Here is a 25,164-nt window from a genome sequence, read left to right as displayed (position 1 = left end):
ACTTGAAGCAATTGTAAATGAATATAACTTTAAATACCAATATAATGATAATTTTTTCTTAATATTGTTGATATGAAAAGCATTATGCTTTTCATATCAACGATAAGAATTATTTAGAACCGCTTGGATTTTGGGGAGTAATTTTACTTATCTCTTCCAAAGTATCTTTAGTGGTAGGTTGTTCTTGTTGTTGTCTAAAGAAACGTGGTTGAGGATAATGAATCTTCTCTGGAGATTTGTCTTTTGTTGTGCGTTTGTCCCTTTCAAATTCAAATCCAAAATGTGATTTTACTTGTAATTTAGAATGTTTTTCCAAATGCGTATCTAATGTTAATTGTTGTTCGTGAGATAATGCCAGCCTCATCATTTTAGGCAATACTTCAATGGGGTGCTCAGGGTCTTTACTTAACTTTAATCCATGTAACATATCCCATTTCAATGGATTAGTTTCTTTGAGTGTTGGGTCTAAATTGTCTGTGAGTTGATGAGTTAATGCTATATGAGAAGCGTGAGCAATTTTTAATACAACAGCTTGTCGTTCAGGAGTAAGTTCGCTAAAGAGCTTAACCATTTTATTGGTATACTCGAAATCATTGTCCTTATGTAAAATTTCTACACTTCGCCTTTCTAAGTATTCGATGAGTTTAATTTCATTAACATTTTCACAAAGCATCAATTTTAGAAATTCGGTATCACCATAGGCACTTTGCTTCACATTCGGATTTGGAAAAAATTCACCTAGAGAACCGTCTTTTTTAATTTCCCTAGCGCCAATTATCCGCTCAGGAGATAAAAAAGGTAACATATATTCCATTGCTGCCTCAGCATTACTTCGTTCTATTCCCATTCCTTTGTCAACTTTGCCATCATAACCTACACCAAAACTAATATGACGCCCAACGGAAGCGGCTTCATCACAGGCATAGACATAGATATAGCCATCTTGGATACCATAACTCGCAGCAAAATCAAATGCGGCGCAAAATTTTAAGTTGGCGGAAGTTGACGTAATCCCACCAGACCAGCCAATTTTTTCGCCTTCTGTTTCAAATACATCATTTACATAAGGCTTACTAATGACTCCTGATTGGAAAGCCCACATACTGACGAATTGAGGTGCTAATCCTTCTTTAAATGCCACTTCTGGCTTCCCATAATCACCCTCTGGACGAATGGTCCTAAATTGCATTTGACCATCACGATCAATAAACTTGGCATTGTATTTTGAATTTTCTAAACTTTGCTTAATGTAAGCAACACGGTTTTCTCTAAATTCAGGAGATGTCACCATTAAGGTGTTAGCTATGGTATTTACAATATTCTTTGCATCTTTGATAAATTGTTGTTTGTCTAAAATTTCTTTGGGATGATCAACCTTTTCACCAGATTTTTTACGCAGATTAATCTCTTTGCTTAGCTCGGACTCAAAGTACTCTTTTACTTCTTTTTCATAAATGTCGTACTTTTTAGGATCGCCACTAGCTAGACGAATTGCTTGTTTGGCATCCGCTTCAGCATCTTCAAAGTCGGAAAGAAGTTTACTTGCGGCAGAGATAATCATTTTCTCTGTTTTAAGTTGATTATTAACATATCGATTTAAATCATCCACAACTTTATTGAGTTTTTTGGTATTTTCAAACGTTTTCTCTCGATGCCAAAGATCAATCTCGTCGGGATTGCCATGAGCAAGTTTCATCGCTTCCACATGTAGTTTCTCTAGTGCTTCCCCGTCGTATTTTTTTGACGCTATTTCTTGAATGAGCTTAGTCAATTTAACACGTTCAGAATAAGTTAAATTTCTCATGACAACCCTTAGTTTTGATTTTTAATATATAAATTGTATCATCAGTATATTAAGTGATCATTAAAGGGTCATTTTGATTTTATGAATTTTGGTTGTAGGGGTTCTTAACTTTAACCAATATACCAATTTCTACATCATGTCAGCTGAATCTTGTGTTATTTATTTAAAATTCAGATGCTTATAGGTCAGCAATTTTGAAAGTTATGGTGTTCTTGATTAGTGCCCCCGGATTTGGGGATGAGCCAAAAATATCTTAATGGTACTAGGGTGGGACTCGAACCCACACGCAATTCCTTTATTTTATTGGCTTATAATAATACGGACTCAAAGCTTACCCAAAATCTTACCCAACGTTAAGCATGATACCCGATTTGAATGCTTACGAAAAGATAAGAAAAATTATGTTCTTTTAATAGGGTCATCTATTCTATATATATCTGCATTTATTAAGGATATGCAAAGTGTGGAGTAACCTAATCTCTGGCTTTTTTGGGGCGGTTTTTGCAGTAGTAACTACATATTGGTTGCAGGAATATTCAAAGAGGAAAGAGCATAAGCGCAATATTAATGCATTGCTTCTTTCAATTAAAACCGAAATCACTGTTCTTCAGGAAAGGTTTAATAATTCTTTTGGGACAATTAAACAAATAGATGGACCAATTATGTCCTATTACTTTATAGAACAAAATTATTTTTTAGTGTTGGAAGGGCAGGCGCCATTATTGGGGACAATTATTGATGAGAATTTAAGAGCACTTATTATTAAAACTTATATTCACGTAAAGAGTTTAATTGATTCATTTAAAACAAATAATATTACATTGGCTAAGTATGAAGATATCAATTCATTTATTTTACAAAATCCTTTAAATCCATGTGCTCAAGAAGTAAAAGAAAAATATGAGCTAGTATTAGATGGTTATGCAGAATCAATCCGAGTTTTATTACAAGAAACGGAAAGTAATATTATATGCTTATTTTCTCTAATCGATAAATATTTAAGGAAACAATCTATTGTCTGTTTTAAATGTGGGGGGAGAAAAAGCACATTAATGTGATATTCAGTAAAAATACTTTTATTTTAGAATTTAGGTTTCTAATCGATATATACTTCTCGAATAAGATTTCCACAAGAGGAGAATAATTTGTAGATACTATAATTAAAGTATAGTTCTTTTAAGGAGTGCACAAAATGTATTTTATCTATATTGATGACTCTGGTAATAATGAAATTACACTTTTTGTTGCTCTAGCCATTAAAGAAGAAAATTGGAAAGCATCCTTTCAATCTATAAAAAGTTTTCGTCGGTTGTTGAAGCATCAATATAAAATACCTACTTATAAAGAATTGCATTCATGGAAACTTGTGTCTGGAAGAGGAAATATTTCACCACTTAGAATTAATAAACAAAAACGAGTAAAAATTTTTAATGATATTTTATCTGTTACTGTTAAATTACCTGATATTAAAATATTTGCAGCTGTGGATAAAAATTGTGACTATTTACGTTGTTTTGAAAGGCTTTTAAATAGAATTCAGACGACCATGCAAAAAACATGGAAAAGTAATGCTCTTATTTTTTGTGACCAAGGACATAGTAACCTTACAAAACTACGCCGCAAAATGGCAACCCATAATTTTATACCAAGTAATCAAGAGATATCAGAGTTTTGGTCAGACACTGGCACTTTCGCAAAAAATATTACAGTCGATAATATAATCGAGGATATAATATATAAAGATTCAAAAAATTGTATTTTTATTCAGTTAGCCGATGCTTGTGCATATGCGTTGTTAAGATGTGAAAAACACTTAGAATCTAAAAATAAATTGGGTCTTCATAAGTCCTTTTCAATACTTGATGAACCAGGTGTATTGGCATTAAAAGGGATACTGAAAGGGGATCCTCTTGGTATTATTCGATCATAAAGAATGCAGAACCTACACCCATCTCTAATCTATATTTTTATAGATGAGCTAAGCTCAAATGGGTTCAGTCCTGCTATACTTAATTTTAGACCAACAAGTAATTTTTTTCTTGTCTTTTGCATGTTCACTTTTATTTATAGAGACAATCAAACTATTTTTGTATTTTTTCAGTCCGGTGGCCAGGGAATGTCTTGTATATCTTCCACTTTAAAATTATATAGAATTTTAATTCTTTTGTTTCATAGTTGAAGTGTCTGTGAGAGCTTCTTTGAAGACTGCGATTGATTTTTTGAATTTAGAAAAAGGATTCAATGAAAATAGTTTTAGAAAAAACCTTTACTTTCAATTAGTGCGTGTTAGAAAAAATAACCTAATCAATTCAGCTAAATCGTCTTCCTCTGCATAAAAATAAGCTGTAGGTACTGATAAAACCATAGCAATTCTTTTTAATGTTAAGAAATCAGGAGTGTGTTTGCCTGTCTCATATTGATTTATGCGAGGACTTGCTGAAAACTCGTCCATACCAGCAGCGATGCCAAGTTGCTTCTGTGACATGCCAGCGGCTGTTCGGGCTTCTTTAAGTCTTTTGGGTAATGGCGAATTTGCCATTCTCTTTGCCTAAAATAATATCTATTTAATGCTAAGAGATTCTTAGTTTTTTGCTTGACAGGATACTAAGGATTTCTTAGTATTCGCCTGGATTGGTCTAATTGTGATCATTAAGGAATTATTTGATCCAAAAATATGACTTAACTTATTATAAAGATTAATTTTTTAGTGTTTTTTTAATATTAAGAGGTATCAATGAAGTCCAAAATATTCTTATCAAGTGTATTAATTTTTTGTTTTAGTTTTACTAATCTCCTACATGCGAAAAGTTATCGTTACCATTATTCTCCACCCAAATATGGCTCTTCGTATGGAAGAGCTCATACTGTAAGACCTTATTTCAAAAAAAATGGTACTTATGTCAGAAGACATAGAGCTGGGAATCCTTATTCAGGTGTCCATTGCCATAATAATGTTTGTTACTAGGGATTAATAATGAGAGCAACAATTGCTGTCTTGATGTGTTTAGTAAATTTTAGCAGTTTTGCATTTGATCATACTTATTATGTTAGTGGAGAAGATGAAAATGGAATTGAATTAGAAGGAATAATTTATTCATACAATGGAGAGCGGGATGTAAGCGGTGAATTAACTGACGAAAATGGAAATAATCACGATTTCAACGGACAGTGGGATGGCTATGGTCATATTAGTGGAGAGACTGATGAAGGTATTTCAGTTGAATTAAATGTTAACTAACTAAAGAGAAATTTTACCATGAATAAGTTGAATTTATTAATAGCCACATTATTTTTAATAATCATTAACAATGTAAATGCTGCTATAAATTTTACAGATTTTTCCAATGCTCCTCTGCTAGACTCCTCATCAAAGAGTGCCTCAGACGGTTTTGATGAGGGATACAGAATTGCTCAGGAGGCAGGAAGACTAAGAGCAGAACAAAGGCAACTTGAATTACAAAATAAAATTTTAGAAGAGCAACTTAAAATGATGAAAAATAGTGATCGCTGATACATAGCTGAAAACCTGGCTATTTTGAATGCATTTATAATTGGGCTTCGAACTTTTAGAATAAGGGAGAACTAATTGCTTAAGTTATATTAAAAAAATCATTATCGGGTTAATCTTGAAAGCTAATATGTATTTTTCCGGAAGTATATATCTTCTTTCGTGGTTATTTTTAGGTTTATGAGTTTTGGCGGGATTGATGAATTCAATGTTGGATGAAACCGGTCATTGGATTCCTCTGACAGTTTATAAGATGTTCGCAGAGACAGGGGAACCATTGTCTTTATTTTCTATATTTAAATCACATAGGGGTTCAAATCTCTTAAACAATATATAGTTGTCATCTTTTCCTATGTCTTGTTTTATTGCATTTATAGTTCTTAGAATCACCACAATTAATACTGGTATATACCCCAGATTCAGAATGGTACAGAAAAATTTGTGTTTGTAATCCCTAATCAGGATAAATAAGTATTCTAAATACAACACTTAAAGTTATAGAAAATATTCCCGCTTGCAGACAGGCTGGACTCCCGTGCATGTAGATACCCCACCTTTATGTAGGGATATACCCCCCTGAATTCCATGGTAGAACCTCATGTATGTTGCTATAAGATTCCCTTCGTTGTTCAACGAGGGTTTAATAGTCACGAGTATATTTAGCTTCAAGATTAGCATTTAACTTTCGTAACTCTTCTGACATACTGTTATCACTTTCAATATCTACTTTATTACCGTATACCTTTGGAACTAATTTACTTGCTAACCATTTACGAGTATCAACTTTTAACCGTGCCCTGTGTACGGTTTGTGGATTTGATACTAACTCTCTCTGCTTATTCACATGCTGATCTTGAGAAGCATCATCAGAGATCTCTATAATCTCATCAACCAACAATTCAATCTGACATATTTTTGCTTGCGCGTATTGCTCTGAAAAGTCCTCATTATTTTTAAGCCACGTAAATAAAGTAGCTTGGCATGGCCAGTGAGGATGCTCAGCGCAGAGTTTTTTTGTGCCTTTACTTGATGATGCAATTTTATCGCAGATCTCTTTCGCCAATTTATCGGTATACTGAGTTGGTCTACCTACTGTTGAATTCTTATTCATGTTCTTCTCCGTATATCTGATTTCTATTCTGGTCTGCCTGAGTAATGAGGCATTCCGTTTGCCATCCAGAGTTCTATATGTAATTTTAATGTTTCGATTGGAATATTACCATCAGCAATATCGTTGATATCTTCTTTTGAAAGAAGATGCTCCAGAACGTAACTTGCACTGATAGAAAACTCCTGGCAGATTTTTTGTACAATTTCAACTACATGTGGCCCCATCAAAGTTTCAAGAGTAAATCCGCACTCATTCCGCAATGAATTCGCAGCATCAATTTGTTTCGCTGCTTGAGTTTCCGCAATATCCGCAGAATCCGCAACACTATCTTTGTCATACCATGAATACTCTCTAACCATACAATCTTTGTCATTATCATTTTGTATATAATCATCAACATCATATTGATTCATTACCTTTGCGGATTCTGCGGATATTGCGGAATCCATCACTGGAGATGACCTATCAGTTGCGGATTTGTTGCGGGTTTCTTGCGGATCTATTGCTGACGATTTCTTTCTTAAAGCAAATCCATTGGATATTAGATCTAGCATGGGTTAACCTCCCATGCGATAGGCTTTTTAGTTTTACTGTTTCTTGCAGTTATCTGGATGTGTCCAGTATCAACGAGAACTTGTAGTAAACGACGCGCCATTCGCGCTTCTCTTAACTTTGACGGTAATGCTTTGAACTGATCGGCCGACAATGTGCCGCCTTTCATTTTTATCCAAGCAAGCAAATCATTCGCTAGTAACTCATTTACATCATATAGGGCTTCTGTGGTATGCATGATCGTGGATTCTAAATAATAAGAAATCAATACTCCTGCACGTTCCACATGTTCAACAGTAGGCTGCTCGTAGCCTTCTACAAAAGCCAATATTGCAGCAATACGAGCAGCATTTTCCGCCGCCTTTGATGCGAACGATTTAATATCTGTAAATCTTCCATCAGCTCGAAGCTGCTCCTCTATACCATCATGTAGAGCACACCATGCATCTAACGCATTGCCTCTTAAAGCAAATACAGTTAATTGCAATTCACCAGTTGACTCATTTATTTTCAACGGTAGATTTAATAAATTTGTAAGCCTTTGCCAGTACTTAGCAATAGCAGAATCACTATTTGCACCTTTTTCTAAATCCCTATCCGATAAGAATCGACTACCTGCAATGCTTGGTTCATGACTAATTAAGAACCGTGCAAGAAATCCCTGTCCTTGAAGTAGTTGATCGGATAATACCTTGTTTGCAATAACTGGCTGAATCATTAAATGACTGCTTAATCTACGATTTGCTAATGCTCCTGATTCTCCTTCACTACCGCGAGTGCGTGTTATTGGATCGCCATCCCACAGCTTAGATAAGATATGAATGGTTCTACCTTTAGCCTCGTCATTCATACCATGACCGCTAAAGAAGGAAATACCTTCATCACTAAATAATCCTGCGCTTGGATCTCCGTGAATATAATGTTTCCATATTCCCTCCGAGGTAGGTTCGCTAAAAGTAATATTTGAGCGGGAAGGTGCTTTTGGTTTACTTAATTCAAGTTGAAATAACCTTTCAGAAAGCCTCTTTTGCTCATCGTCGCTCAACTCTGCTTTCGGTTTGCTACATAATTTTATAATTGAAATACGTCGAAGCTCCCAAGCCTCCATTTCGGCCTTATATTTTTGTTCTTTTGCTGAAAATACTAAGGCTCGTTTATTTTCATAAGCTCTAATTGGTGCGAGTGCTAATCGATCTACAGTGCTTTTACGATCGCCTGATTCAGCTACGCTAAGGCAAAAAATTGACACAGGGCTTATGCCTATACTGCCTCGTTGCACATTGATATGAGCTTGTGCTACTAACCCAGCTGCCGCTAAAACAGATTGACCAGCCATGCCTTCAGGTACTTGAACATGATAAGCGAGTTGTTTGGCAGCTTCCCCCAAAATACTACCTAAGGCCTCTAATGGGTATTTTATTGGGGTATTACGTGTAGGCAGCGGATCGGCCAAATCTGTATTCGGCGAGGGCCATTCAAAAGGCATACTATCGACAAGATCTTCAATATCTTTAGCGCTCATTAATAGTCCTCCAATAGCATGTCAACAAAGTCCTTGCCAACACAAGAAGGTATTGCACGTTTAACTGTTCGTCCTTCTATTAATAATCTTTTCGTAAGTCGATAAGCAGCCTGCTGTCCACATCCAGATTCATCATTATCAACGGTTATAATCACCTCTTTGACGTATGGAGGTAACAAAATATTATCCATACCTACCACGCTTATTGTTGCCCACGCTGGAAGTTTTGTTGCAATATGAATAGAAAGGGCCGTTTCTATGCCTTCAGCTAAAGCAATTTTTCCATCAACAGGTTGATATAATTTTATTGCTGCTCCAACAGATGCTTTGGGTTGTGAAGGCATAAGCTTTTTAGGATTTGGTACATTAGCCTTACAGGTTTTTACTAAATATGTACGATGAAGTGTAGCCATTCCATTATTTTGATTTCTTACAAGGGCTACCCTCGCAGGAAAATATCCTAGTAAAACTTTTTCATCGTAATAAGGTGAATGAGGATGGTACCGCAATGAAACCGGAAATTGTTTAAGAGATATACCGCGTGACTTTAAATAACAATCAACAGGATCTTCTGATCTGATTAATTGTATCTGTAGCCAAGTATAGGTTAAAGCGTTTCGACGTTTTTTCAACTCCTCTGCATTAAGAGCATTTGGCAAGGATGATTTAGGGATAGGACTATTTCTATAATCAAAGTTATAATTACCTTGAGTTTGAATACCTAATATCTTTGCAACTTGATAAACTGCTTTAGAAAAACTCCATTTGTGGTAATTCTGTAATAGCTTTATTCCATAGCCAGAGCCGCATTTATTACAATAAAATGTACCTTTACCTTCCTTATCATCAAATCTAAAACGATCTTTTCCACCACATACAGGACTGGACCGGTGTTTATTTTTTAAATAATGCTTATAAACCTCTGGCCACTGTCCCTTTGCTCTATCAATTATAATGTTCATAGTAAACCTTCCCTTTAATTCTTAATTGATGCTCCGATGGCTTTAATACGGAGCATAAGTCATCCATGAGCCTATGTTTTTAGTCTAAATTCCTAACCCAGTTTTCTAATTCTTCTCTTAAATACATTGGCCGCTTTCCGAGTGGATTTTTAGCCTTAGGAAAGTTTGGCGACTTAATAAGCTCATAAAATTTAGTTGTTCCTACCCCTAAAAGTTTTTGAGCCTGTTTGGGGTATAGCAATAATGGTTCTGTTGTCATTTTTAACACCTTGTTAATAGTTGATTGTTTCGTTTTGAACTATTTTTAATGGTTCAAGAGAACAATTATGCTTACTTTAGTAATGTGCTCATAATGTTGACGATGGTTGATTTAAAGGGCGGGATCACTATTAATAGAAATCTTTGGTTGTAGGGTTAGAGGTAACAGAAGTGATCGAAAATCCCTATTTATATTGGATAAAGTGACATAGCAATCTGGATTAGCTCTTGCTTTACATATTAAATCTTCATAAACGTCTCTAACTCCATCACTTTTTTTAAAACGGACATATTTCTGATAGATCTGACTTAAACAAATTTTAATATTCTCTAGATCTTTTTCTTCTTCATTTATGTTAAGCATAACTTTAAGAACAGTTAATAAAGGATTTCCATATTTTCTTTGATTAGGGGCAGATAACCCAAGTGTTTCAGCACAAAATAAAATCGCAAAATATGCTTGCTCTCTTAATTTATGGACATTTAATTCATGTCCATTACTTTGATTTAATCTCGCTAGTTCTTTTTCACAAAAAGTTAATTGTTTTTGTTCTTCATGTTGAGAATATTCATATGTTTTCAAATCGTGATGAGGAAAACGTTCTAATGATTTTATTTGATTAGAAATCCGATTATAAGCGCTTATTTTCTTTTTTGTGGAGTTTATGGCTATTGCTAAATCAGCTTTAAGTTCATTTAATTGTTCTTTGTACCGATTATCAATGTCACTTGCATCTTGAGCTAATGACATATAATAAAACCACGATTCTAAAAATATATGAAATTCTTGCTTAGTTAAAACTCTTTTAAATAAAGCGCTAAGCTCTGATTGAGTTGCAGCATACTGATCATTACTGCAATATATGCTTTTTTGTTCATAGGGGCTGGCAGTATTGTTTATTCTGTCATTTTGTATATACATCAAATCATTTATGGTAATAATTAACTGTTTAAATTGAGGCGTAGTCAATTTCCTCTGTATTATGCTTTCGATCTGCTGTTTAAAATCATCGCCTAGACTAGTAGTATAGGTGTCGAGCTGTTCATCTCCTTCTAAATAAGTTTCAGGTTCTTGTGTCTTTAATCGCAGTATTAAAATAAAATTAATGATTAGATCAATTTGACTCACCGTAAAATCATAACCAAATTGTTTTTTTAATGCGAATTTTGCTTCCGAATAATTAATTCTATTATCTTGCTTTGGTAATATTCCTTGAAACATTAATCTAAGGGACAGCTCTAAAGGCTCAATATGGATGGTCATTACTATTTTCCTTTTTATAATTAACTAAATAATCCTGGTGCAACCCATTGGATAACCAGTTGCTATACCAACCCATTAAACTCCTTCTTTCTTCTTTAAAATCAGCACGTAAATATATTCCACGTACTCCTTGTATCTTGTGAGCCAATTGAGCTTCAATTGCATCACTGCGGAAGTTACTTTGTTCATGTAAAACTGTTGATGCAAGAGATCTAAAGCCGTGAAGAGTATGCGCACCTTTGTAACCTATGTTGTGTAAGAGTTTTCTAGCACTGGTTTCGCTTATTGGTTGATAAGATTTAGTGCTCGGCGAGTTAAAAAGGTAGGGGGTAAATCCTGTTATTGTTCTAAGTTCTTTAAGTAATTTTATGACTGGATGTGATAATGGTACCCAATGCGTTACGCCCATTTTCATTCGCTCGGCAGGTATAATCCATTCAGCCTGTTGTAGGTTAAATTCACTCCATTGGGCTAATCGTAATTCAGATGGTCTAGTAAATAAATGAGATAGTAATTCCACGTAAAGTTTATTTATTTTGCTTGCAGAGCTTAGTTTTATCGCTTCCAGCATGTTATGGGCTTCATGCGAGGAAATAGCGTATTGATTGGTTACTTTAGGTTTAGGGGTTAACGCTTTTTTGAGGCCGATGAACGGGTAATTTTCCGTAATTGATGCCCCTGTTGCATATTCAAAGATGGATTTTAATCTATCGTGTAATCGATGTGCTACTTCATGATGCCCTTGTATTTCATGAGGATGGATTATTGCTAATAGTTCAGCTTTAGTAATTTCATCGATAGGTCTATTGCCGATAAATGGATAAATATCCCGATGCAGGCTTTTAAGATGGCGCTTATAAGTTACATCCTTCCAACGATGTGAATTTTTTTGAAACCATTTTTCAGCAACATCTTTAAAGGTTATTGTGGGTTTTTCATTCGAATGTTGTAGCCTTGGATCAATACCTTGTGCAATTAAAGTTCTATAGGACTGGACTATTTTGCGGGCATCGGCCAGGCCAATATGTGGATAATTCCCAAGAGTGATGGTTTGCGGTTTTTTATTCCATTGAAAACGGAAAATAAATACTTTTTTGCCACTTTGTCGAATTTCAAGCACCAATCCGTCCATATCGGTATGGCGTTTTCCATCTTTTATTTTTAATGCTCTAATTTTTGCATCCGTAAGCATAGTACTACCTCAACTTGTGTGCTGCTTGGTAAGCTGAGTAAAGAGGTTTACCCAAGATCTTACCCAAAGTACGCACGGTTATATACGAAAAATAACGAACGATTGAGAAGGATTTGAGATAAATATTTGTGTAGTATTTACTTAATTATCAAAGGATTACTTAAATATTGAGAACCATTGAGAAGTGATAATAATATCTCAATGGTACCTAGGGTGGGACTCGAACCCACACGGTGTCACCACCACCGGATTTTGAATCCGGCGCGTCTACCAATTCCGCCACCCAGGCATTTGAGACGCCATTATAACAAAGAAATAAATTCAAACAATGGGTTTTAGTGTATTATTATTTAAAATTGTTAATTATGAATGGGGCGATTAATGAATAAATATCGATTTTTTATTTTAGTTTATCTTTTTATACAATTTAGCGTAGGCCATAGTACAATTTGTCCTGATCCAAAAACAAGCTCTCTGAAGTGGGGTGTTCCACCAGATCCTTGGATAGTTAATCCAGTTTCGCCTCATCGACCTCAAGGTGATGAAAATACCCGTTTTGTTCGTGCCAATATTTTAGTTGCAGGGTATGGTCGAGGAATCGTGTGTACTTATAGAAATTCGATAGGAGAATATTCAATCTGGTGGCCAACTTTGACTAAAATTCCGTCGCGACATGACTCTAATTGGATAGAAAATTCAGGTGGTTTTGTGTGTTTTCAAGTTTTAGAGCAGTGTCAGTTTTATGGTGGATAAAAACTTTTATGTAGTTGGCTGCCCTAGTGGAGTTGAGTCTCTCAGGGCATAAAATTTGATGCCAATTAGATCACTGAAAAATTTTGCAGAGTTTATATTCTATTAAATTCGATCTTCTGTAATGTCAATCATCATTTGTAATGATTTTTTGGCATTATCTATAACCCATTGTTGCTCTTGGTTCGACAATCTGTTTCTACTGCCGGTGAATTCATTGACAACATCACCTGCTTTAACTTCATTATAAGCCATTGTTTTACCTTGCCTTAGTAAATCAACGAGAGCTACTAAGTGAGGAGGGTCATTACGTGACATGGTGGCACAACCACATCCTATGCCTTTTTCATTTTCTTTTTTAGGCACTTGAGCTAAATTGATTACTTCTATTCCTAAACCTTTACAATATTGTTTGAGATTTTCTACCATATGATTTTCTGTGCCTATGGCATAACGTTTCGTGTTCGCACGATCATGGACTACATAATCCCAAATGAAGGCTGTAGAACCTGAATGTTGGGCAATTTTAATGACGGAATTGCGGCATTCAGGATGAACAATAGTTGTATATCCTTGACTATGCCAATACTCACACATTTCAGGCTGATAATGGGTATGCACAGCGCATTGGCTGGAAAATAAGATAAGTTGGGCATCATCAAATTGCTTTATTGTTTGCTTGTCTTGGTTTGCTAATGAATATTGAGCTCCTGCTGTACCGCCTGGCCAATAGGCAAGATTTTTTATCCCTAACCAATAAGCCACATTTTCTCCCATATGTTGATCGGGAATGAAAAGAATTTTTTTATTTTGTTTTTGAGCCCATTGGAATATTTTTTTCACATTAGAACTGGTACAGACAGCCCCACCTTGAGCTCCAGTCATTGCTTTGACGCGGCCTGATGTATTCATATAACAAACAGGTAGAATATTTTCAGCACCATAACGTTCATTTAAATCAAGAAAGGCGGGTTCAACCATAAAATCTTTGGCAAGCATTTCCATGGTACAACCCGATTTAGGATTAGTGATATATACCTGCTGATTTTTATGAGCCAGGATACTGATTGATTCAGCCATAAAATGAACTGCTGACTCAATAATGATCGATTTTTCAGGATGTTCTGCAGCCATTAAAGCTAATTGATAGGAGTCCCCGATAAGCCCACCGAATTGTTCTACTAAACGAACAATTTCTCCGCCCATATAATAATGGGCTAAAAGTAATAAGCGCTTACCAAAATGATCTTGTGCTTTTTTTAGATAAGGAGTCATCCATGATAAGATTGTGGTAAGTTTACGATCAGGTAATGCCTGATATTCTTGAGCATAGGGTATAAAATCTTCCTGATACCAATCTATTGGATAATCGCTTTGGCAAATGCTCATATCATTTCGAATGTGCATTAATGTGGTTTCAGGAGTATAAAGAGTAGAATTTTTAAACATCTATTTGGCCTCAAATCATGTGAATGTAGCCTCAAACATCTATATTAAAGCTACAAATTTTATTTATTCAGGTGCAATATCCATTAATCCCAATTTAGCAATGCTTTCTTTTGCTTTGGTATTTTTATTGGGGTAATCTTCACGGAAATGGCCACCCCGTGATTCGCGTCTTGCCAAAGCGGCTCTTACAATAAGTTCTGCATTGAGAATAATATTTCTGAGTTCGATAAAGTCACGAGTAATACAATGCTTCCAGTAATATTCTTCAATTATTTTTTTTCGTTTCATAATTAATTGTAGCAGATCTTCAAGGCCTGCTTCTGTTCGAACAATACCTGCATAAGAAGTCATTTCTCCTCTTAAGCCACGCCATTGAGCATTAATTTGGCTTGCTCGTCTCGCATTAACTTCACTAGGCGCGCTCCAGTTTGGGATATCATCTGTATATTTCCACGGAGTAGAAATATCTTTTAAGGTACAGTATGCTGCATTAGTACCCATAACCAAAGCTTCGAGCAAGGAATTACTTGCTAGCCGGTTAGCACCATGTAAACCCGTAAAAGCAACTTCTCCTATTGCATAAAGTCGTTTTAAATCGGTACGACCATCAATATCCGCAAGTACTCCACCGCATTGATAATGTGCCGCTGGAACAACAGGAATCATATCCTGACTCATATCGATGCCTATAGATAATAAAGTGCTGTAAATTTGCGGAAAGCGCTTTTTGAGAAATTCTTTTGATTGATGGGTAATGTCCAGATAGACATATCCTATTTGACTACGCTCGATTTCACTAAAAATAGCGCGTGAAACTATATCTCGAGTGGCGAGTTCCATTTGTTCTGGCGCATAGTCCTTCATAAAACGCGCACCTGATTCAGCATTTTTAAGCAAGGCTCCTTCACCCCGTACTGCTTCTGAAATAAGGAAATTATTTAATGAATGATGGTGTAATAATGTAGGGTGAAATTGATAGAATTCCATGTTGCCAACACGAGCCCCGGCTCTGTATGCCATGGCAACTCCATCTCCTGTGGCAACCATGGGGTTTGTGGTATATCGGTATGTTTTGCCAGCACCGCCAGTGGCTAATATGACACAGTTCGCTAAAAAAGTATGTATACGATTTGCTGAACAATCTAAGATATATGCGCCTAAAACTTCGCTTTGAATGTCCGTGCGATGAGGATGATAATGAGTAATAAGATTCACTGCTACATGATGTTCAAAAAAATGGATTTGCTGGTGTTGCCGTGCCAATTGGTTCATTATTTGTGTTATTGATAAACCTGTTTGATCACCGCAATTAAAAATACGTCGATGAGAATGTCCACCTTCTTGTGCTAAATGAAAATGGCCATTATTGTCCCGTTTAAAATGAATATCATATTGACTTAGCTTCTTTATTGTTTCGGGCCCTTGCCGAATAATGAACTCTACTGCAGGCGGAAAACATAATCCATCGCCAGCAATCAATGTATCTGAAATGTGCGACTCCAGAGAATCCTCTTCTGAAAAAACAGACGCAATCCCACCTTGAGCATAGCGGCTGTTGCATTCAATGGCATCAGCCTTACTGATTAAGGCAATATTCAAACGAGGCTGTAGGCTTATGAGCTGAAGGCAGTATTGTAATCCCGCTAATCCTGTACCGATAACTAGAACATCAAACTCATAGGCTTGTCCTTGTTGTGATAAAGTATCACTCATAGAAAAGCCTTTACGAGTTGAGTCGCTAAGCCTGTATAGCTTCCTGGGGTAAGTTTGGTGAGTTGATCTTTCGCTTTTTCAGGAATAGAAAGCTCATTAATAAATTTTTTAAGACTTTCTTCATCAATGCCTTGGCCACGAGTCAACGCTTTTAATTGTTCGTATGCATCAGGCACATTATAGCGACGCATCACTGTTTGTACTGCCTCTGCTAATACCTCCCAGTTTGATTTTAAATCCTCTTGTAAAGCTTGTTCGTTGATTTGCAATTTATCATTGCCTTTTGCTAAGGCAAGATAGGCGATTAGACTATAGGAAAAGGCCGTGCCTATATTACGCAATACGGTAGAGTCTGATAAGTCGCGTTGCAATCGTGATTGAGTGAGTTTATTGGCAAAATGGATAAATAGAGCGTTGGCCATCCCTAGATTTCCTTCTGCATTTTCAAAGTCAATTGGATTCACTTTATGGGGCATGGTTGATGAGCCAACTTCTTCGGCTACCGTCTTTTGTTTAAAATATCCCAGAGAGATGTAGCTCCATATGTCTTGTGTATAATCGAGCAGAATATTATTAATACGTACCATAATTTGCGATACTTCTGCTAAACCATCATGGGGTTCAATTTGAGTAGTATAGGCATTAAAAGACAATCCTAAGGAAGTAACGAAATTTGAGCAGTGTTTGCGCCAGTCTACTTCAGGATAAGCTACTGTATGGGCATTATAATTGCCTACGGCACCATTAAATTTTCCTGGAATCAATACCTCGGCTAATTGCTGCTGTGGTCTTTTAAGCCGAGCAACAAAATTGACTAACTCTTTACCCATGGTTGTTGGTGTTGCCGGTTGGCCATGGGTTCTAGATAACATTGCTACATCAGCATGTTGTTTCCCAAGTAGGGTAATCCCTCCCATTATTTCAGCAAGGGTTGGTTGAATTACTTGAGCGATTGCTTGTTTTACCATTAATGCATAAGCTAAATTATTTATATCTTCTGAGGTACAGGCAAAATGAATGAATGCTGTAATTGCTTTCAGACGCTCATTGTATTGGAACTTATGTTTTAAGTAATATTCTATTGCTTTGACATCATGGTTTGTTTGCTTTTCAAATTCTTTGATTTTGAGGGCTTCATTTTCGTCAAAATTGGCGATGATATGATTGAGAAAATCTTTTGCTTCTTTATCTAATTCAGGGACTTCAGAAATAGCATTATTGGAAGCTAAAGATTCAATCCAACGGATTTCGACTGTTAAACGATAATAAATTAGAGCAAACTCACTAAAATAAGGACTCAAGGCCCGGGTTTTATTCATGTATCGTCCATCTATAGGTGAGATGGCATTTAGAGAAGTAAGAGTCATAACTGCAAGCCCTATTGGTAAAGCACATATAATATTAGATGCGAGCTCAGATGTGAATTAAAGTAAGAAATTTTCTGTAATAATTGGTTTTTGTTTGACTATTTAGTTTAAATTTAAATCTATTAATAGATCATTTATCCAATAGGTAAAGTTTATCTAATACGATAAAGTCGATAAAGTGCAAGAGAATTGCTACGCAAACTCATAATTGAATTAATCATGCCCACCAACTTGTAATCTTCCTATTAAAAACGCGCTCTCTAATGTAATTCTCAAGCAAACAAAGTTTCTCATTCCCATAGGCCTACATTTTCAGTAGAATAACTGTCATTATTTATGGACTTGGGGTGGTTATGGCGATCAAAAAACACATTATTGATTTAGCTCATCTAAGCATGCGTGATTTAGAGCAGGTTGGCGGAAAAAATGCTTCTCTTGGGGAAATGATTAGTCATTTATCCTCTGCTGGAGTTGCTGTTCCTGGGGGGGTTGCAACCACCGCAGATTCCTTTAGAGAGTTTCTAGCACAAGATAATTTAGATAAAAAAATTTATACAAAATTAGAGACTTTAAATACTGATGATGTTGTGCAATTAGCTATTGTCGGTAAAGAAATTAGAGAGATGATTGTCAATGCTCCCTTTACTTCAGATTTTGAAAATGCAGTACGAACTGCCTATGAGCAGTTATCTCAGTCTATAGGCCACAATGATTTTAGTGTTGCTGTTCGTTCTTCAGCCACGGCTGAAGATTTGCCGGATGCATCATTTGCTGGCCAGCAAGAGACATTTTTAAATGTTAAAGGCATCGATGCGGTTTTACTATCAATTAAACATGTTTTTGCATCACTATTTAATGATAGAGCGATTGCTTATCGCACACATCATCATTTTGAACATCATGATGTAGCTTTATCAGCGGGTATCCAACAAATGATTCGTAGCGATTTAGCAGTAAGTGGTGTCATGTTCACTATGGATACTGAATCTGGTTTTGATCAAGTGGTATTCATTACTTCTTCTTATGGTTTAGGAGAGATGATTGTACAAGGAGCCGTTAATCCTGATGAATATTATGTACATAAACCAGGCATCCTGGCAGGAAGACCAGCTGTCATTCGCAGAAATCTAGGCAGTAAGTCCTTGAAGATGGTGTACTGTGATGATCCGAGTAAGCAACAACGAGTTAAAACTGTAGATGTAGACGTCAAAGAGCGTTTGTTATTTTCTTTAACTCCTGATGAAGTTGAAAGCTTAGCCCGTCAGGCGATGATTATTGAGAAGCATTATGGTCGGCCAATGGATATAGAATGGGCAAAGGATGGTTTAAATGGTCAATTATACATACTGCAAGCTCGTCCTGAAACGGTAAAAAGTCGTGATAACAAACAAATATTGGAACGTTATACGTTGCAACGTAAAGGTGAAATATTGACTGAAGGGCGTAGCATAGGACAACGAATTGGACAAGGTAAGGCTAGAATTATTACTGATGTCAATGAAATGGATAGGGTTCAACCTGGTGATGTTTTAATTTCAGATATGACTGATCCTGATTGGGAGCCAGTAATGAAGCGTGCTTCAGCAATTGTGACCAATCGTGGGGGACGAACCTGTCATGCAGCAATTATCGCTCGTGAGCTAGGTATTCCTGCGGTAGTGGGTTGTGGTGATGCAACAAAAACGATACGTGATGGTGATGAAGTAACTGTGAGTTGCGCTGAAGGAGATAATGGCTATGTATATGCTGGTTTGTTACCCTTCGAGCAGGTGCATCTTGATGTAGAAACTATGCCTGAGTTACCGATGAAAGTGATGCTTAATGTGGGGAATCCTGAACGCGCATTTACTTTCCAATCAATTCCCAATTCAGGGGTAGGTTTGGCTCGTCTTGAATTTTTAATTTCTAATACAATCGGAATACATCCTCGAGCGTTGCTGGATTTCGATTCCTTAGAAGACAAGGAATTAAAACAATTTATTATGCAAAAAACAGCAGCGTACGATTCACCTGTTGAGTATTATATCGAGCGCTTAAAAGAGGGCATAGCAACAATTGCTGCAGCTTTTTATCCCAAACCTGTGATTGTACGATTGTCTGATTTTAAATCAAATGAATATGCTAATCTTGTAGGTGGGCATTTGTATGAACCTGAGGAAGAAAACCCAATGTTGGGTTTTAGAGGAGCATCACGTTATGTTTCTGAGTCATTTGCCGATTGTTTTGCTCTGGAATGCCAAGCGGTACGGCGTGTTCGTGAAAAGATGGGGTTAACAAATGTAGAAGTGATGATACCATTTGTAAGAACTGTGTCTGAGGCAAGCAATGTTATTCAGGTTTTAAAGCAACATGGACTTGAGCGAGGCAAACATGGTTTACGCATCATTATGATGTGTGAGTTACCTTCTAATGCTTTATTAGCGAAAGAGTTTTTAGAGTATTTTGATGGTTTTTCTATTGGTTCTAATGATTTAACTCAATTGACTTTAGGATTAGATAGAGACTCAGGACTTATTGCCTCTCAATTTGATGAGCGTAATGAAGCGGTAAAAGCTTTGTTGCATATGGCCATTACCGCGTGTAAAAAAGCGAATAAATACATAGGTATTTGTGGCCAAGGGCCTTCAGATCATCAAGATTTTGCTCAGTGGTTGATGAAGGAAGGAATAGAAAGTGTTTCGTTGAATCCGGATTCAGTTTTAGAAACGTGTCTGTTTTTAGCAAAACAATAAATGTGTCATAATTTAGGCTGCAAAACTAAGAGATTGCCTTACATATTTGCATCCATTTATCCAAAATGTGGTCTAAGTTAATTGAAAAATAGACTTCTTCGGAAGAGTTACTCCAGAAAAGAGCTTTCCGAAAAAGTCTAATGAACGAATGGGATATTGATGCGGGCTCTAGAACAAATAATGCAACGTTTTAAATGGTGGTTTCTTTTAGTGGGGATATATCCACTATACGGATTTGCATCCCCCGAATCAGAGCATGTTGATCCAATCGCATTTGTATTGCTTGCTGTGACTACTATTTTTTTCTTTGCAATTATTGGTCGCTATACTGCAAGACGCCTAAAACAACCGAGTGTTCTTGGTGAGTTGCTCATGGGAATGCTGATTGGTAACATATTCTATTATTACGGTTTTCCATTAGCTATTTTATTACGGGAAGGTTCAGCAACTTTTGATGTAGTTCGAGAGGTGCTTAAAGGAGTTCCTATAGATCAAGCTGTGACCTCCACGATTTCTAATGTAAATTACGCACAACAAGTGATTACTGCTCTAAGTGGACCTCATGGAGCTGATTTGCTTAAAATTGCTTATATCGTTGATATTTTTTCACGCTACGGTGTTATTTTTCTTCTTTTTATGGTGGGTCTTGAAAATTCTGTTGAGGAAATGAAGCACACTGGGCGTGATTCATTTTGTGTCGCGTTAATTGGGGTTATTGCCCCAATGCTCTTAGGATTTGGTGTTGCTTATATGTTGTTGCCTGATGATTCATATCAGGCTGATTTGTTTATCGCTGCAACCCTAAGTGCAACCAGCATTGGTATTACTGCTCGAGTCCTTGCGGAAATGAAAAAGCTGCGTACCCGTGAGGCTAGAACTATTTTAGGTGCGGCAATGCTGGATGATATATTGGGCTTGATTATATTAGCTGTAGTTAGCTCTTTGGTAATAAATGGGGCAGTTGATCTCATCGTTATTGTTCGCATCATTGTGAGCGCGCTATTGTTTTTTTCAGGTACTTTGTTTTTAGGTCCAATTATCTTAAGAAGATCGATTCACTTTTTTCGTTTTCTTGAACCCTGGGAAGCCAAACTATTTATTTCCTTTATATTTATTATGACCCTTTCTTGGCTAGCTTCTGTGCTTCAGCTCGCAACGATTATTGGTGCTTTTACTGCAGGAATAATCCTTCACGATGGCTACTTTGATGGGATTGCTCGAGGAAAGCAGGAAAGTCGTAGTATTTATCATTTGCTATCACCCTTAGAATCAATTTTAACACCCATGTTTTTCATTGTGATTGGTATCCAGGTTAAATTAGAATGTTTTTATCATTGGAATGTAGTGATTTTGGCAAGTGGTCTGATACTTGCGGCGGTGGTTGGAAAGCTTATAAGTGGTGTTGGAGCAAATGCAAAAGATGACCGTATACTTATTGGTATTGGAATGTTACCTCGAGGTGAAGTAGGCCTGGTCTTTGCCTCAATTGGACGGACATTAGGTGTTATTTCAGATGATTTATTTTCTGCTATTGTTTTAATGGTTATGATAACTACTTTTATAGCGCCCCCATTATTAAAGGCTCGTTATGCAATGAGGGATAGGAAAATTATAAATGAATAATACTTTCATATCGGTAGATGCTGATGTAGCACGCGCATTACAAGAGGATATAGGTGATGAGGGCGATGTTACCGCTGCTTTATTACCTGATAACCTTAAGGTCGAGGCGGAAATTATTTCGCGAGAACCAATGATAGTTTGTGGTCAACCCTGGGTTAATGAGGTATTCAAAAGGATAGACGAGCACATCCAACTTAAATGGCGAGTTTCAGAAACAGATTGGCTAGATGCTCCAACGACTTTATGTACTGTTTATGGTTTAGCACGAAGTATTTTAACTGCAGAACGTACAGCACTTAATTTTTTACAAACACTTTCAGCTACAGCGACTCAAACTCATTTTTATGTTCAAAAGCTGCATGGAACGCAAACCCGATTACTAGATACTCGAAAGACTCTCCCAGGTTTAAGAGCTGCTCAAAAATATGCAGTTACTTGCGGTGGTGGTTTTAACCATCGTATGGGGCTTTATGATGCTTTTTTGATTAAGGAAAATCACATAAAAGCGTGTGGCTCAGTAGCTCAAGCTATTACTTTAGCAAGACAAACTCATAAAGATATTTTGGTTGAGATTGAAGTGGAGACTCTGGATGAGTTGCGTGAAGCTATTTTGGCACAACCTGATAGAATTATGCTGGATAATTTTAGTCAGGACATGATTGAAAAAGCAATTGAAATGAATCAGCCTAAGCATAGTTCCTTAGAGGTTTCCGGAGGGATAACTTTGGAAAATATCGGTGAAATAGCTCAATTAGGAGTTGACTTCATTTCTGTAGGGGCCATTACCAAATCAATACAAGCAATTGATTTAAGTCTACTGATTAGGAATATTTTATGATGCCAACGATCATTTTTACTGGAGGCGGCACTGCTGGCCATGTAGCACCTAATATGGCGTTAATTAGAGAGTTTAGCCATAAAAGTTGGGATGTAGCATACATTGGTTCAGCTGATGGTATCGAAAAACAGATGATTCAATCGTTAGATATTCCATTTTATAGTGTAAGTAGTGGTAAATTGCGACGCTACTTAAGTTTTAAAAACTTATTAGATCCATTTAAGATTGTCTTTGGTATCGTACAAGCGTTTTTTTTGCTTTATAAGTTAAAACCTGATGCTGTTTTTTCTAAAGGGGGCTTTGTTGCATTCCCAGTGGTGGTAGGAGCTTGGTTAAATCGAATACCTATCATTGCTCATGAGTCGGATATGAGTCCGGGGCTTGCAAATCGGCTTTGTTTTCCTTTTGTAAATAAAATTTGTCTGACCTTTGATGCAGGGAGAAAGCATTTTAAAAGACAAGATAAAATCGAAGTAACAGGGACACCCATTAGAGAGCAATTATTTTCTGGCAACAGTAATCGTGGATTGGAGTTATGTGGATTTAATTCAGAAAAGCCTTGCCTTCTTGTTATTGGTGGCAGTTTAGGCGCTGGCACAATAAATCACTGTATTCGTGATGCACTACCCCAATTAATCGAGAAATATCAGATTATCCATTTATGTGGAAAAGGAAAAGTAGATGCTTCATTGAGTGGCTTAATTGGATACAAACAATTTGAATATGCTAATGAAGAGTTGGCGGATTTATTTGCTGCAGCTTCAGTTGTTGTTTCGCGTGCAGGTGCAAACTCTCTTTATGAAATATTAGCACTGGGTAAACCTCATATTTTAATTCCGTTATCAGCTGAGGTCAGTCGTGGGGATCAAATCCAAAATGCTAAATACTTTCAAGAGTTGGGTATTAGTTTAGTGATCGAAAATAGATCGTTAAATGTAGGTACTTTAATGCAAGCATTGTGTGATCTTGAACATAATAAAATGGAAATTATAAGTAAAATTAATGCATTAAACATTAAGTCTGCTACAGAGCAAGTTGTAGCGATTATTGAGGAGCAAGTTCATGTTCAATCCGCAAGCGCTGTATGATTTTGTATGCCAGCAATGGCAGGAAGAGATTATTCCAAGTTTATGTGATTACATAAAAATCCCTAACAAATCACCGCATTTTGATGCTAAATGGCAAGAACACGGCTTGATGGATCAAGCTGTGGATCATATTGGTAATTGGTGTAAGACACATGCACCAGAAGGAATGACCCTGGAAATTATAAGATTATCAGGGAGAACACCTTTAATTTTCATAGAAGTTCCGGGTGAAATTGAAGAGACTGTATTGCTCTACGGCCATCTTGATAAACAACCGGAAATGTCTGGATGGGATGAGGATTTACATCCTTGGAGACCTGTCATAAAACATGGGCGCTTATATGGTCGCGGGGCGGCGGATGATGGCTATGCTACGTATGCATCTTTAACCGCAATTCGTGCGTTACAAAAACAAAATTTACCCATACCTCGTTGTGTTTTAATTATTGAGGCTTGTGAGGAGAGTGGTAGTTATGACCTGCCTTATTATATTGAATTACTGCATGAGCGAATTGGTAATCCTAAGTTAGTGATTTGCCTTGATTCTGGAGCTGGAAATTATGAGCAATTATGGATGACAACATCCTTACGCGGCAATGTGGTTGGCGAGTTATCTGTTGAGTTGATTTGTGAAGGAGTTCATTCTGGTGCAGCAAGTGGTATCGTTGCTGACAGTTTTAGAGTAGCCAGACAGTTAATAAGCCGTATTGAAGATGAAACCTCTGGAGAGGTTAAATTACCTGCATTGTACTGTGATATTCCTGAAGAAAGAAAAATCCAAGCAGAGCATTGCGCCAATGCCCTGGGGCATTCTATCTACTCTGAGTTTCCTTGGCATGAAGGAGTTGAGCCTGTTGGGGAAGATATGCAACAACTCATTTTGAACAGAACTTGGCGTCCTGCATTGACTGTGACTGGAGCAGATGGATTTCCTGCAATTGCTGATGCAGGTAATGTGTTGAGACCGAAAACAGTGCTTAAATTATCAATGCGCTTACCTCCGTTAGTAGATCCTAAGGTTGCAACATCAGCACTCCATGAAACTCTCACAAAGGCTCCTCCTTATCATGCAAAAGTAAGTTTTAACGGAAAAGATGGCTCACCAGGTTGGAATGCACCAAAACTGGCTTCCTGGTTGGAAACGGCAGCCAATACTGCATCCATGACATACTATGGTAAACCAGCCGCTTATATGGGAGAGGGTGGAACAATTCCATTCATGGGAATGTTAGGTGAAAAATTTCCCAAGGCCCAATTTATGATTACTGGAGTTTTAGGCCCTCATTCTAATGCACATGGTCCAAATGAGTTTCTTCATTTAGATATGGTTAAGAAATTAACTGCATGTGTTGCATACGTTCTTTATCACGTTGGCACTGAATGAGTGAGGCATTCGATTTTATCACTTCTTAATATATGATAACCATGCGT

General features: G+C 36.7%; 22 protein-coding genes and 1 tRNA gene. 10 read left to right on the top strand and 13 right to left on the bottom strand.

Translation table 11 applies throughout. The features are described from left to right. Positions 1-109: 109 nt before the first annotated feature. The gene (locus EL220_RS10540) at positions 110-1,804 is read right to left on the bottom strand and encodes a hypothetical protein (protein ID WP_027271222.1); all 1,695 of its coding nucleotides are present in this window, start codon (positions 1,802-1,804) and stop codon (positions 110-112) included. Between the two features lie 461 nt (positions 1,805-2,265). Here EL220_RS10540 and EL220_RS10535 point away from each other — a divergent pair, with 461 nt between their 5' ends. Both EL220_RS10535 and EL220_RS10530 read left to right on the top strand, forming a co-directional pair. Beyond that, positions 2,266-2,862, top strand: coding sequence for a hypothetical protein (locus tag EL220_RS10535; RefSeq protein WP_027271223.1), 597 nt, complete (start codon positions 2,266-2,268; stop codon positions 2,860-2,862). A 134-nt stretch (positions 2,863-2,996) separates the two neighbouring features. Then, positions 2,997-3,734: a DUF3800 domain-containing protein gene (locus EL220_RS10530; protein WP_027271224.1), complete on the top strand. Its 738-nt coding sequence runs from the start codon at positions 2,997-2,999 to the stop codon at positions 3,732-3,734. Positions 3,735-4,076: 342 nt separating this feature from the next. Here EL220_RS10530 and EL220_RS10525 read toward each other — a convergent pair whose 3' ends face one another. Further along, a complete protein-coding gene (locus EL220_RS10525) occupies positions 4,077-4,343 on the bottom strand; it encodes a helix-turn-helix domain-containing protein (RefSeq protein ID WP_027271225.1) in 267 nt (88 codons plus the stop codon). Positions 4,344-4,778: 435 nt separating this feature from the next. Here EL220_RS10525 and EL220_RS10520 point away from each other — a divergent pair, with 435 nt between their 5' ends. Together EL220_RS10520 and EL220_RS10515 are read left to right on the top strand one after the other, a co-directional pair. Continuing rightward, positions 4,779-5,042, top strand: coding sequence for a hypothetical protein (locus EL220_RS10520; RefSeq protein WP_027271226.1), 264 nt, complete (start codon positions 4,779-4,781; stop codon positions 5,040-5,042). A gap of 18 nt (positions 5,043-5,060) precedes the next feature. Continuing rightward, positions 5,061-5,315 carry a hypothetical protein gene (locus EL220_RS10515; protein ID WP_027271227.1) on the top strand — a complete coding sequence of 85 codons (255 nt, stop codon included), beginning with the start codon at positions 5,061-5,063 and terminating at the stop codon, positions 5,313-5,315. A 637-nt stretch (positions 5,316-5,952) separates the two neighbouring features. Here the strand turns inward: EL220_RS10515 and EL220_RS10510 are convergent. The 8 genes from EL220_RS10510 to EL220_RS10475 form a co-directional block, all read right to left on the bottom strand. Further along, positions 5,953-6,423 carry a terminase small subunit-like protein gene (locus tag EL220_RS10510; RefSeq protein ID WP_027271228.1) on the bottom strand — a complete coding sequence of 157 codons (471 nt, stop codon included), beginning with the start codon at positions 6,421-6,423 and terminating at the stop codon, positions 5,953-5,955. A gap of 23 nt (positions 6,424-6,446) precedes the next feature. Beyond that, positions 6,447-6,977: a hypothetical protein gene (locus EL220_RS10505; protein ID WP_027271229.1), complete on the bottom strand. Its 531-nt coding sequence runs from the start codon at positions 6,975-6,977 to the stop codon at positions 6,447-6,449. Then, positions 6,971-8,497: a YfjI family protein gene (locus tag EL220_RS10500; protein WP_051544734.1), complete on the bottom strand. Its 1,527-nt coding sequence runs from the start codon at positions 8,495-8,497 to the stop codon at positions 6,971-6,973. The genes EL220_RS10505 and EL220_RS10500 overlap by 7 nt, the downstream gene beginning before the upstream one ends. Further along, complete coding sequence (locus tag EL220_RS10495; RefSeq protein WP_051544735.1) at positions 8,497-9,459, bottom strand: DUF7146 domain-containing protein; 963 nt, start codon at positions 9,457-9,459, stop codon at positions 8,497-8,499. Before EL220_RS10495 ends, EL220_RS10500 begins: the two co-directional genes overlap by 1 nt. Positions 9,460-9,538: 79 nt before the next feature. After that, positions 9,539-9,718 (bottom strand): helix-turn-helix transcriptional regulator, encoded by a 180-nt coding sequence (locus EL220_RS10490; protein WP_035906075.1) that lies wholly within the window; start codon positions 9,716-9,718, stop codon positions 9,539-9,541. A gap of 111 nt (positions 9,719-9,829) precedes the next feature. After that, positions 9,830-10,981 carry a hypothetical protein gene (locus EL220_RS10485; protein ID WP_027271230.1) on the bottom strand — a complete coding sequence of 384 codons (1,152 nt, stop codon included), beginning with the start codon at positions 10,979-10,981 and terminating at the stop codon, positions 9,830-9,832. Next, complete coding sequence (locus tag EL220_RS10480) at positions 10,965-12,173, bottom strand: tyrosine-type recombinase/integrase (RefSeq protein WP_027271231.1); 1,209 nt, start codon at positions 12,171-12,173, stop codon at positions 10,965-10,967. Before EL220_RS10480 ends, EL220_RS10485 begins: the two co-directional genes overlap by 17 nt. Before the next feature lie 202 nt (positions 12,174-12,375). Next, positions 12,376-12,462, bottom strand: a tRNA-Leu gene (locus EL220_RS10475). Between the two features lie 92 nt (positions 12,463-12,554). Here EL220_RS10475 and EL220_RS10470 point away from each other — a divergent pair. Then, positions 12,555-12,926, top strand: a complete 372-nt coding sequence (locus EL220_RS10470) for a DUF3757 domain-containing protein (RefSeq protein WP_027271232.1) — start codon at positions 12,555-12,557, stop codon at positions 12,924-12,926. 102 nt (positions 12,927-13,028) lie between these two features. On the opposite strand, the gene nadA is transcribed toward EL220_RS10470, so the two are convergent. The 3 genes from nadA to purB form a co-directional block, all read right to left on the bottom strand. Next, a complete protein-coding gene (gene nadA, locus EL220_RS10465; protein ID WP_027271233.1) occupies positions 13,029-14,372 on the bottom strand; it encodes a quinolinate synthase NadA in 1,344 nt (447 codons plus the stop codon). 63 nt (positions 14,373-14,435) lie between these two features. Further along, the gene (gene nadB / locus EL220_RS10460) at positions 14,436-16,085 is read right to left on the bottom strand and encodes an L-aspartate oxidase (protein ID WP_027271234.1); all 1,650 of its coding nucleotides are present in this window, start codon (positions 16,083-16,085) and stop codon (positions 14,436-14,438) included. Next, the gene (gene purB / locus EL220_RS10455) at positions 16,082-17,452 is read right to left on the bottom strand and encodes an adenylosuccinate lyase (protein WP_027271235.1); all 1,371 of its coding nucleotides are present in this window, start codon (positions 17,450-17,452) and stop codon (positions 16,082-16,084) included. The genes nadB and purB overlap by 4 nt, the downstream gene beginning before the upstream one ends. Positions 17,453-17,805: 353 nt before the next feature. On the opposite strand from purB, the gene ppsA reads away from it, so the two are divergent. From ppsA to EL220_RS10430, 5 genes are all read left to right on the top strand, one after another. Beyond that, positions 17,806-20,184, top strand: a complete 2,379-nt coding sequence (gene ppsA, locus EL220_RS10450; protein WP_027271236.1) for a phosphoenolpyruvate synthase — start codon at positions 17,806-17,808, stop codon at positions 20,182-20,184. A gap of 180 nt (positions 20,185-20,364) precedes the next feature. Beyond that, positions 20,365-21,807 carry a cation:proton antiporter gene (locus tag EL220_RS10445; protein WP_027271237.1) on the top strand — a complete coding sequence of 481 codons (1,443 nt, stop codon included), beginning with the start codon at positions 20,365-20,367 and terminating at the stop codon, positions 21,805-21,807. Continuing rightward, positions 21,800-22,645: a carboxylating nicotinate-nucleotide diphosphorylase gene (gene nadC, locus EL220_RS10440; RefSeq protein WP_027271238.1), complete on the top strand. Its 846-nt coding sequence runs from the start codon at positions 21,800-21,802 to the stop codon at positions 22,643-22,645. The genes EL220_RS10445 and nadC overlap by 8 nt, the downstream gene beginning before the upstream one ends. Further along, the gene (locus EL220_RS10435) at positions 22,642-23,733 is read left to right on the top strand and encodes an undecaprenyldiphospho-muramoylpentapeptide beta-N-acetylglucosaminyltransferase (RefSeq protein ID WP_027271239.1); all 1,092 of its coding nucleotides are present in this window, start codon (positions 22,642-22,644) and stop codon (positions 23,731-23,733) included. The genes nadC and EL220_RS10435 overlap by 4 nt, the downstream gene beginning before the upstream one ends. Beyond that, a complete protein-coding gene (locus tag EL220_RS10430) occupies positions 23,708-25,117 on the top strand; it encodes a M20 family metallopeptidase (protein ID WP_027271240.1) in 1,410 nt (469 codons plus the stop codon). Before EL220_RS10435 ends, EL220_RS10430 begins: the two co-directional genes overlap by 26 nt. The last annotated feature ends 47 nt before the right edge of the window (positions 25,118-25,164 follow it).

Source organism: Legionella sainthelensi, assembly GCF_900637685.1.
Taxonomy (GTDB): Bacteria; Pseudomonadota; Gammaproteobacteria; order Legionellales; family Legionellaceae; genus Legionella; species Legionella sainthelensi.
This window is presented reverse-complemented; position numbering and strand designations above follow the sequence as displayed.

Excerpts from the sequence above, each read along its gene's own strand:
- EL220_RS10540 (WP_027271222.1), bottom strand. The coding sequence starts at position 1,804 with ATGAGAAATTTAACTTATTCTGAACGTGTTAAATTGACTAAGCTCATT.
- EL220_RS10530 (WP_027271224.1), top strand. The coding sequence starts at position 2,997 with ATGTATTTTATCTATATTGATGACTCTGGTAATAATGAAATTACACTT.
- EL220_RS10525 (WP_027271225.1), bottom strand. The coding sequence starts at position 4,343 with ATGGCAAATTCGCCATTACCCAAAAGACTTAAAGAAGCCCGAACAGCC.
- EL220_RS10520 (WP_027271226.1), top strand. The coding sequence starts at position 4,779 with ATGAGAGCAACAATTGCTGTCTTGATGTGTTTAGTAAATTTTAGCAGT.
- EL220_RS10515 (WP_027271227.1), top strand. The coding sequence starts at position 5,061 with ATGAATAAGTTGAATTTATTAATAGCCACATTATTTTTAATAATCATT.
- EL220_RS10510 (WP_027271228.1), bottom strand. The coding sequence starts at position 6,423 with ATGAATAAGAATTCAACAGTAGGTAGACCAACTCAGTATACCGATAAA.
- EL220_RS10505 (WP_027271229.1), bottom strand. The coding sequence starts at position 6,977 with ATGCTAGATCTAATATCCAATGGATTTGCTTTAAGAAAGAAATCGTCA.
- EL220_RS10500 (WP_051544734.1), bottom strand. The coding sequence starts at position 8,497 with ATGAGCGCTAAAGATATTGAAGATCTTGTCGATAGTATGCCTTTTGAA.
- EL220_RS10495 (WP_051544735.1), bottom strand. The coding sequence starts at position 9,459 with ATGAACATTATAATTGATAGAGCAAAGGGACAGTGGCCAGAGGTTTAT.
- EL220_RS10490 (WP_035906075.1), bottom strand. The coding sequence starts at position 9,718 with ATGACAACAGAACCATTATTGCTATACCCCAAACAGGCTCAAAAACTT.
- EL220_RS10485 (WP_027271230.1), bottom strand. The coding sequence starts at position 10,981 with ATGACCATCCATATTGAGCCTTTAGAGCTGTCCCTTAGATTAATGTTT.
- EL220_RS10480 (WP_027271231.1), bottom strand. The coding sequence starts at position 12,173 with ATGCTTACGGATGCAAAAATTAGAGCATTAAAAATAAAAGATGGAAAA.
- EL220_RS10470 (WP_027271232.1), top strand. The coding sequence starts at position 12,555 with ATGAATAAATATCGATTTTTTATTTTAGTTTATCTTTTTATACAATTT.
- nadA (WP_027271233.1), bottom strand. The coding sequence starts at position 14,372 with ATGTTTAAAAATTCTACTCTTTATACTCCTGAAACCACATTAATGCAC.
- nadB (WP_027271234.1), bottom strand. The coding sequence starts at position 16,085 with ATGAGTGATACTTTATCACAACAAGGACAAGCCTATGAGTTTGATGTT.
- purB (WP_027271235.1), bottom strand. The coding sequence starts at position 17,452 with ATGACTCTTACTTCTCTAAATGCCATCTCACCTATAGATGGACGATAC.
- ppsA (WP_027271236.1), top strand. The coding sequence starts at position 17,806 with ATGGCGATCAAAAAACACATTATTGATTTAGCTCATCTAAGCATGCGT.
- EL220_RS10445 (WP_027271237.1), top strand. The coding sequence starts at position 20,365 with ATGCAACGTTTTAAATGGTGGTTTCTTTTAGTGGGGATATATCCACTA.
- nadC (WP_027271238.1), top strand. The coding sequence starts at position 21,800 with ATGAATAATACTTTCATATCGGTAGATGCTGATGTAGCACGCGCATTA.
- EL220_RS10435 (WP_027271239.1), top strand. The coding sequence starts at position 22,642 with ATGATGCCAACGATCATTTTTACTGGAGGCGGCACTGCTGGCCATGTA.
- EL220_RS10430 (WP_027271240.1), top strand. The coding sequence starts at position 23,708 with ATGTTCAATCCGCAAGCGCTGTATGATTTTGTATGCCAGCAATGGCAG.